Raw genomic sequence first — 9,184 nt, forward strand, 5'->3', positions numbered from 1 at the left:
TATGTCACTCTATCGCCAGTTGTTTTTGGGCTTGAGCCTATTGTTCTTAATGCTGCTGGCAGGCATTGCTTTTAGCCAATTCACAACCACCCGAAGTTATTTGGTCGAACAACAAACCATCGAAATCAACAACGCTATCCATGCTGTTGGACTGGCGATAACCCCATATCTGGAAGAGAACGATACTGTTGCTATCGAATCAGTGATCAATGCCATGTTCGATGGCAGCCTATACCAAAAGGTCACCTTGAAGTTGCTCGAAGATAATTCCGCCATTGAACGGGCATACCCCTCACAAGCCAGTGATGTCCCTCATTGGTTCCAGCAGTGGGTATCCATTCCGGCAATAACTCGGCAAAACACGCTGACTAGCGGCTGGTTGCAGTATGGAACCATTACCGTAACTAGCTATCCAACACTGGCCTACAGTAAGTTGTGGCTAAGTAGTTGGCAGTTGCTCACCACTTTCATCCTTGGGTTTGTCATTGGGGTATTCGCTCTCAAGCTTCTGCTGGATCACTTCGTTAAGAAACCACTGCGCCAATTCCAGCAAAAAGCCCATGCAATTGCTGACAAACACTTTGGCCACCCTTTGCCGACACCACCGACCAAAGAGTTTATCCCGCTTGCCGATGCCTTCAACCAAATGTCAGCCAAAATCGAACAGTACTTCAACCAACAAGCCCAAGAAGCCGATCTGCTGCGCAAGCGGGCCTACCAAGACCCGGAATCGGGACTCAACAACCGCAGGCGACTGCTGCTGCATATGGAAGATTGGCTGGAGCAGGATGCAGCCGGAACACTCGTGATAATCAAATTAGAGGCAATCAGCCGTTTGAGGAACCAAAAACACTTCAAGCAAGCGGCTAAGTTGGCAGAAAAAATCGGGCATCACCTGAGAGCCTCCATTTTACAGCAGCATAAACTTGGCCGACTCAGCCACAGTGAGTTTGTCATCCTGCGCCCCGAGCACGATGCACCCAACGACCAAGAGCAAGAGCGCAACGTGGTTCTGAACCTACTGGATCAGCTCAGCCATATCCAAGCCAGTTGCTCTCCCGAAATCCTCCAGCCCATTGTAGGCGGCATTATCACCAAACATACTCAGAGCTCGTTGACTGTGTCCGAACTGTTGGCCCAGTGCGATAATGTCTTGTCCAAGGCCCTGCATAGCCCGCAGCGACTGGCTGTCGTCCACCATCAAAACGGCACCCAATTTAGCCCGAGCCAAGAAATGCACCAACCCGAACATTTGCTTTGGGGTAAACAGCAATGGTTTGAATTGTGCAAGAGTGCCATTGACAACGACAACATCACCCTATCTTTTCAAACGGCCAGGGACAGCGAACATCACCCGCTGCATCAGGAGGTGTTTGCGGTGCTCAAGCATCACGAACACTGCTATTGCGCCCATTTGTTCATCCCTGCACTCACAGCCCTAACACAAACAGCAATACTGGATCGCTATATCATCCGTAAAGCTGCCCATTACCTGTCGCTGCACCAAACTTTTCTAGCAATTAACATTGCGCCGACGTCAATTACCGACACCGGCTTTATCCAATGGCTGGACATCTTCCTTGCAGAGCACCCAGTCATTAGCCAACAACTGATCTTCGAACTGCCAGAAATCGCATTCCTCGAGGACAGTGCCCAGACCCGGTTACTGTGTCTGGTGCTCGACAAACACCGCTTTACCTATGGCATCGACCATTTCGGCCATCACTTCGACTCCGTTGGCTATCTGCGTCAGTTCAATCCGCAATATGTCAAAATCGATACCGACTTCACCCGTCAGCCAGACGATGAAGTCCAGCAAGACGCCCTCAGGGCCCTGATCCAAACTGCGCATCACCGTAATATCAAAACCATCGCAACCCGGGTTGAACACCAGCCTCAATATCTTGTGTTGAAGAACTTGGGAATCATGGGCTTCCAAGGCCATTACATCACCGACCCGAAGGAGGCTAACCATGGCAGATCCACTTCTTGATGCCCTACACTACCTCTGCCACCACTATGGCCAGCCTCGCTCCGCCAAAAGCTTGTTGGAAGGCCTTCCATTACAAGATGGGTTGCTCGTTCCGCACCTCTTGCCCCGGGCTGCCAACAATGCGGGTTTCGAGGCCGAGGAGGCAAACATCAGCCTGCCACAACTCTCGCCACTATTGTTGCCTGTCATCGCCCTGCTCGACAGTAACCGAGCTTGCGTACTGCTCGATATTGATCAGGAAAAACAGCAGGCTGAAATCGCTGTTCCCAGTGAACAAAGCATTGGTACTCCGAACGCACCAGACAGCGGGCCCCCCAAAGATACAAGCTGGATAAGTTTCGATGAACTGGAACAGCAATTTCTCAATCGGGTCTTCCTTCTCAAGTTGCCGTTTCAGTTTGATGCCCGTAGCGAACACGCCGCCGGACAATCAGCGTCAAACGCTACACAGCCTCATGAAGCAAAAAGTGCGAGCCAAGCTTGGTTCTGGCAGACCCTGTGGCAATCCAAACCCCTCTACCGTTATGTACTCATCGCCTCGGCCCTGCTTAATGTCTTTGCCCTTGCCATTCCGCTGTTCACCCGGCTTATCTACGATAAGGTGGTTCCCAACCAAGCATTCGATACGCTTTGGGTGTTGACCAGCGGAATGTTGATCATTTTTAGCTTTGATGTGCTGCTCAAATACCTTCGCAGCTACTTCATCGATATCGCCAGCAAAAAGTCAGATATCCTGCTATCTGCGGCTATCTACCGCAAAGTCATGGGTTTGAAGCTCGCCGCCCGTCCCCCTTCAGTCGGCGCATTTACCCGACACCTGCAGGAGTTCGAGTCGGTCAGGGAATTCTTTACCTCAGCCACCGTGACATCATTGATTGACTTACCCTTTGCCCTGCTTTTCCTGCTCGTCATCTACACCATTGCAGGCCCGCTTGTCGTCATTCCAATAGTCGCAATCTTTGCTCTGGGGCTGTACAGCATATTGATACAAAGGCCGTTGCGTCGCGCTATAGAAGAAGGCTCCCAGCTTGCGGCGCAAAAACATGCAAATCTGGTCGAGAGTGTTTCTGGGCTCGAAACCGTCAAGTTATTCAACAGCCAACCCCAATACCAGCACCGTTGGGAGCAAGCCGTCGCTCACATGGCGAACTGGGGCGTCAAGTCACGCCGGTTAACAGACTCAGTACATAACCTGGCAAGCCTCACCCAGCAGTGTGTCTCAGTAGGGGTGATCATTTATGGGGTTTACCTGATTGCCGCAGGACAACTGAGTGTCGGTGGACTGATCGCCGTATCCATGCTGACCAGCCGGGCTATCGGGCCAATGGTCCAACTGTCACAGCTATCGACCCGATACCATCAGGCAAAATCTGCTATCGCGATCCTTAGTGATATCATGGCAATGCCAGATGAGGGCCAGACCAAGCAGGGCAGTGAACCCACCCAGCCGATAAGCGGCCGTATCGACTGTGACAACCTCACTTTTAGCTACCCGAATGCCGAGGTGCCTGCTTTGCAATCAGTCTCTTTGACGATAAAGCCCGGCGAGAAAGTCGCGGTGATCGGTAAAATCGGCTCCGGTAAAACTACCCTCCAGCGCCTACTGGCCGGTCTTTATCAACCCAGCTCTGGGGCGATACGCTTCGATAACACCGATATCAACCAGTTCCACCCCCACTCCCTGCGCCAACAACTCGGCTGGGTCCCGCAAGACAATGCACTATTTTTCGGCTCAATCCGTGACAACATTACCCTTGGCTCGCCGCATTCCAGCGACGAGGACATTGACCATGCCTGCCAGCTGGCAGGGGTCCACCTGTTCACCCAGCAAGAACCATCTGGCCTTAACCGGCAGGTTGGCGAAGGGGGACAATACCTCTCAGGAGGACAAAAACAAGCTATCACGGTTGCGCGCGCCTTGCTCAACAAGCCTAAGGTATTGGTCTTTGATGAACCTACCAGCCAGATGGACAACCGTTCTGAGCAACACATTAAGCGAACCTTAAAATCACTAGATAGCCAGCACACGCTCATCCTCTTTACTCATAAAACCTCCATGCTCGAGTGCGTAGATCGCTTGATCGTATTAGATAAGGGGCATGTGGTCGCTGATGGGGAAAAAGAGACAGTCTTGCAGCAACTTAGGACGAATCCATGACAAAGATGTTAAGCCATTTTCAAGACCTGTAGGGTAACCAAATGCCATTAACAGATAAATGCTTGTATTGGCTTGGTAAAGACGCACCTCAAGCCAGTTTCTTTGAACAAGTCGGTATTGTAGGGACAGTTGCAGACCTACCAGATGTTTGGGGTGGGATCTTGTGCATTAACGTCGATGATCCCAAAGAGCAAAACGACACACTCAAAGACATGTTCAGCCACCCTAAATTCTGGTCATGGTCAGTGTATGTAGGGCACGACACTCCCTACAGTGAATGTTTGAGCGACGGCGTTTTCAATGAAAAGCTCGCCTATGAACAGTGGCAAAATACCAAAGTCAAACTCAGCAAAATAACTGATCGTTCAAAAATGGAACCTTTGGTGGGCTGGCTAGGCATCAACCGGCACCGACGGATCAAACCGGTAAAGCTTGTCGAGTCACTTTCAGTTTACCGCTACCCCATCATAGAAGCCCTTTACCCTGAGTTATTTTCCAGCTACCGGTTCATCGTTTCCGAAACCAAGCGTGAGATGCTAGAAGCTGAAACCTTGGTCGACCGTATAAGAGTTTGTAAGCAATGTAATGGCGGCCATCTTAACTATGTCGAAGTCTGTCCCAACTGTAAAAGTATCGATATCGACGTCCAAACCTCCCTGCATTGCTTTACCTGTGGGCATGTCGGGGAGCAACAAAGTTTTTTAAGACGAGGGAAATTGGAATGCCCCAAATGCATCACCCAACTACGGCATATTGGGGTCGATTATGACCGCCCGTTGGAAACCCATATTTGCCATAACTGTTCTCATTTATTTGTCGAAGCAGACACTATCAGCCACTGCCTAAGCTGTGAGGCTCAGACAGAAATCTCCGAGCTCATTGTGCAAAAAATTTATCAGCTCAAACTAGGCCAGCTTGGTGAATATGTCTATCAGCATGGAAAAATGCTGCAGGCACCGGAGTTGTCGATTAAAGGTAAAGTCGATGCAGGATATTTTGAAAACATTCTGCTATGGCTGAATAAAGTTGCCTTGCGCCATGATGAGGAGCACCTACTTCTCAGTATGCACCTGCCAAGGCTTGAAGAATACAGTAGCCTCTACGGCGACAGTAAGCTTTTTGCTTTACTCGATCAGATAACAAACAGGCTCAATGGGCTGTTTCGCGACACAGATATCTGCTGCCAGTACAAACAAGATTTACTGTTAGTTTTGATGCCTAAAACTAAACTGTCCACCATGCCAGTCCTTCAAGACAAAATAGAAAAGCTAACCCAGTTGATTGAGGAGGATCTTTTTACTTTGCATGTATCGGCATTCAAAATCCCCGATCCCACGTTAAACGACAGCGTTAAGGTTTGGCTCGCTGAAACTGTAGGAAGTATCTATGGATCTAGGTAGCCTCTACATTCTTGAGTATCTTATTCTCATCTTGCAGAATAATTTTGAAATTTGGCTGTTGCTCTTCCCGATGCTAATTATCGTCGAATTACCGCTATACCTACTGGTAATAACTGGCATTTTTCGCTGGGCCTACCGTCAGCCACCACCTGATCCAACCCACTTTCCCAGCATCAGTTTCATTATTACTTGCTATGGCGAGGGTGATGCCATTCAAATCACTATCGACACCTTGGTCGAGCAAGTCTACCCGGGACAAATTGAAATACTCGCGGTTGTTGATGGAGCGAGCCAAAACCATGAAACCTATCTCGCCGCAATCAGGAGCAAACAACAACACAGCAGCAGAACAGACCGACGAATCAAAGTGATTCCAAAGTGGCAACGTGGAGGCAGAGTGTCCACACTCAATGCCGGACTCGCATTAGCCAAAGGCCAGCTTGTCATCAATGTTGATGGTGATACTTCTTTTGATAATGACATGGCCTATACCATGGCTAAGGTATTCTCCTCACCTTTCACCTTAGCCTGCGGAGGGGCTTTACGGGTACGAAACCACACAACCAACCTTCTCACTAGAATGCAGTCGCTCGAATACATGTTGTCGATGCAAGCAGGGAAAACCGGCATGGCAAACTGGGGGGTATTGAACAATATTTCTGGCGCTTTCGGCGCATTTAGAAGCCAGTTACTCAAGCAAGTTGGCGGTTGGGATACCCACACCGCAGAAGATCTTGATTTGACCATGCGCTTGAAACAGTACAAGGTGCGATACCCAAAATACAGACTTCGCTTTTCTCCCCATGCTGTTGGCCATACTGACGTTCCTGATACCTTGAAAGGGTTGATTATGCAGCGCTTAAGGTGGGACGGCGATCTGCTATTCCTCTTTCTCCGCAAGCACAGTGAAGGCTTATCACCTTCACTGCTTGGGTGGGGTAATTTTATATTCACCTTGGCATACGGGGTCATCCAAAACGTCTTGCTACCCATCATTGTCGCTGGCTATACGTTGTATATCCTCATCAACTACCCACCGGCTTTCGTCCTTGCCCTCAGCATGATGCTCTACAGCATTTACCTCTTCTTTTCATTGCTATTCTTTATTGTGTATTACGGCTTAATATCCGAACGAAAAAGTGATTGGAAAGCGGCACTTTGGTTGCCTATCTATCCTATATACCAGTTCATCATGCGTCTTTTAACCGCGTTTGCCATGATCAACGAAGTGGTACGCCGCAGTCATGAAGAATCAAGCATGGCACCATGGTGGGTACTAAAAAGAGGAAAGAAATTCTAAGCGATGAAAGTTAAATTTCACCTCGATAAGCAACAAAAGCCTCAGTCAGAAAGTGGCGTGAAGGTAGTTTACGGTCAAGCTAAACGCGGCGGATATAGACTGCGTTGGTACCTCATTTTAGCTTTGGTCATCAGCCCCTTGGTGGTCATGGGGTATTATTTATTTCGAACCCAAGTTCTTGTCATTGCCCCAGCAATAATTACTTCCTACCCCATCACTATTAACTCTGCAGAAAATAGCTTGGTTGCCCCTATACCAACCGTTATCGGGAGTCAGATAACTAAAGGTCAGGCCATCCTTTTACTCACCGACCCGGCACTTGATGAGGAAACCCGCTTCATCGAACAAGAACTGTTAAAGCTCAGCCCGCCAAATCCGGACATCGACAAACTCTATCAGGCTGCGATTGCACAGTCTGAACAAAATCTGCAAAAGTTCCGGCAAATACAAAGGAAATACGACACTTTTCGGGCCAAAGGCCATGTGTCAGAGGTGGATTACGCCGCCATAATAAATATCAGCAGCTCACTCAACAACCAACTCTATAACCAAAAACTGGCTTATATTGAGGCCAAGCGCCACCTCAATGAAATCGCTCTTGCCGGCCCTGTAACCCAAGCCTACCGTGTTCTAATGCAAGAGTTGGTCGTTAAGCGGGCCCAACAGGATAATCTCACCATAAGAAGTCCCATTAATGGCCGCGTAATAGACATTCATGTATTGGAAGGCGAAAGAATAACCCTTGATACGCCGCTAATTACTGTGGCCCAAAACAACACACCTGAGATCATCGCCTTTCTCAACCCTAAGTATTTAACGTACGCAGAAATTGATAGCCAAGCAAAAGTGAGGTTCCCTGATGGCAAAACAATGAATGCCATCGTGAGCAAGCCTGTTGAAATCGTCAATAAGTTACCTCAAGAACTCCGCCAACCATTTGAAGGGCAGCCTGCTTATTTGAAAGTCACGTTGAAATTTGAAGGTAGTTTGGAACCCAAGTATTGGATAGAGGGAATGGAAGTCGAAGTACAATTTTAAGTCGGCATACTGCTTTCATGATTCTTTAAGAGTTATGAAATATAACTGCAATCTAACCTCGGTAGTTTCCTCGCCCAGCAAACTCAAATAGATAGGGAAATTACCGTGAAGCTTTCACCACTTGTTGCAGCGACTCTCGTTGCAGTATGCTCGACCAGCTATGCCTTCGACTTGCAGCAACCTGCCAACAACAATACTGAAAACTTAGTCTGGACAGGTCACCTTAGCCCAGACACCGACACCGTCATGTCAGCGATGATGGCTGCCCATATCTACGGCGGTACCGCGACCGTACCGGAAAAGATCAATCCTGAATCTGAATTTGTCCTGGGTTACTGTAATGCAGAAGCTCCTCGTATCGAGTCTGACTACAGCAAATATCAGGTTGGCCTTGTTGATTTCAACCAAACAACCCAGCTAGCACCTACGATTGATCAAAGCTCAATCGTGGCCGTTATCGACCACCACGCCATTGGCGGATCGCCAATCAACACACCACAGATTGTCGCTATGGATATCCGTGGCTGGGGTTCTGCGGCAACTATCTTGGCAGACAATGCCGAGAAACTAGATGTCACCCTACCGAAGCATCTTGCTTGTGTCGGTTTGGGCGCAATCTTGTCTGATACTGTTATCTTCCAGTCTGCTACCACCACTGACTATGACCGTGAGTATGCTGAGAAATTGGCAAAAATTGCCGGTGTTGATGACATCGAAGACTTCGGCCAGCAAATGCTGATTGCCAAATCAGACCTAAGCCACCTGTCTGCCGACACCATTTTGACTATGGACTACAAAAACTTTGAGTACGGCGGCAAGAAAGTCGGTATTGGCGTAGCAGAAACCCTGACTGCCCAGCAGTTGATTGACCGTAAAGCAGAACTACAGGCTGCAATGAAAGCCTACAAGCAAGCCAACGAGCTGGATCACCTGTTCTTCTCGATCACCGACACCAAAGATAAAAAAGCCAACCTGCTTTGGGTCGATGACAGCGACCTGAAGGTGATCAAAACAGCCTTCGAGCCAACGCCAACAACAGATATGCTAACGCTGGAAGGGGTGACATCCCGCAAACGCCAGATTGGTCCAGCCATTCAGAGTGCGATTGAAAGTTTGTAAGACAGGCGATGGGTCCTGGGTCCTGGGTCCTGGGTCCTGGGTCCTGGGTTGATATGACCCCCGTAAAGTAGACACGGGGGTTAGTTTCCAAGTTCGTACATCATGGGACTCAGTCCACCATTAGTCCCATGCCTTCTGACTATATTGTAATAGCCATCGATATAGTTGCGACACTC

Annotated in this window: 6 protein-coding genes; all 6 read left to right on the forward strand. The window is 48.8% G+C overall.

Annotated elements, in window-relative coordinates; genetic code table 11:
• Position 1: 1 nt before the first annotated feature.
• Positions 2-1,993: a bifunctional diguanylate cyclase/phosphodiesterase gene (locus C9J01_RS20220; RefSeq protein WP_107299948.1), complete on the forward strand. Its 1,992-nt coding sequence runs from the start codon at positions 2-4 to the stop codon at positions 1,991-1,993.
• Positions 1,974-4,151, forward strand: a complete 2,178-nt coding sequence (locus tag C9J01_RS20225) for a type I secretion system permease/ATPase (protein ID WP_107299949.1) — start codon at positions 1,974-1,976, stop codon at positions 4,149-4,151. Before C9J01_RS20220 ends, C9J01_RS20225 begins: the two co-directional genes overlap by 20 nt.
• Before the next feature lie 41 nt (positions 4,152-4,192).
• On the forward strand, positions 4,193-5,551 hold the full coding sequence (locus C9J01_RS20230) for a TackOD1 domain-containing metal-binding protein (RefSeq protein ID WP_107299950.1): 1,359 nt from the start codon (positions 4,193-4,195) through the stop codon (positions 5,549-5,551).
• The gene (locus C9J01_RS20235; RefSeq protein WP_107299951.1) at positions 5,538-6,851 is read left to right on the forward strand and encodes a glycosyltransferase family 2 protein; all 1,314 of its coding nucleotides are present in this window, start codon (positions 5,538-5,540) and stop codon (positions 6,849-6,851) included. Before C9J01_RS20230 ends, C9J01_RS20235 begins: the two co-directional genes overlap by 14 nt.
• 3 nt (positions 6,852-6,854) lie before the next feature.
• On the forward strand, positions 6,855-7,889 hold the full coding sequence (locus tag C9J01_RS20240) for an HlyD family secretion protein (RefSeq protein ID WP_107299952.1): 1,035 nt from the start codon (positions 6,855-6,857) through the stop codon (positions 7,887-7,889).
• A gap of 105 nt (positions 7,890-7,994) precedes the next feature.
• Positions 7,995-9,008 carry a manganese-dependent inorganic pyrophosphatase gene (locus tag C9J01_RS20245; RefSeq protein ID WP_107299953.1) on the forward strand — a complete coding sequence of 338 codons (1,014 nt, stop codon included), beginning with the start codon at positions 7,995-7,997 and terminating at the stop codon, positions 9,006-9,008.
• Positions 9,009-9,184: the final 176 nt, after the last annotated feature.

The organism is Photobacterium rosenbergii, from assembly GCF_003026455.1.
GTDB classification, from domain to species: domain Bacteria; phylum Pseudomonadota; class Gammaproteobacteria; order Enterobacterales; family Vibrionaceae; genus Photobacterium; species Photobacterium rosenbergii.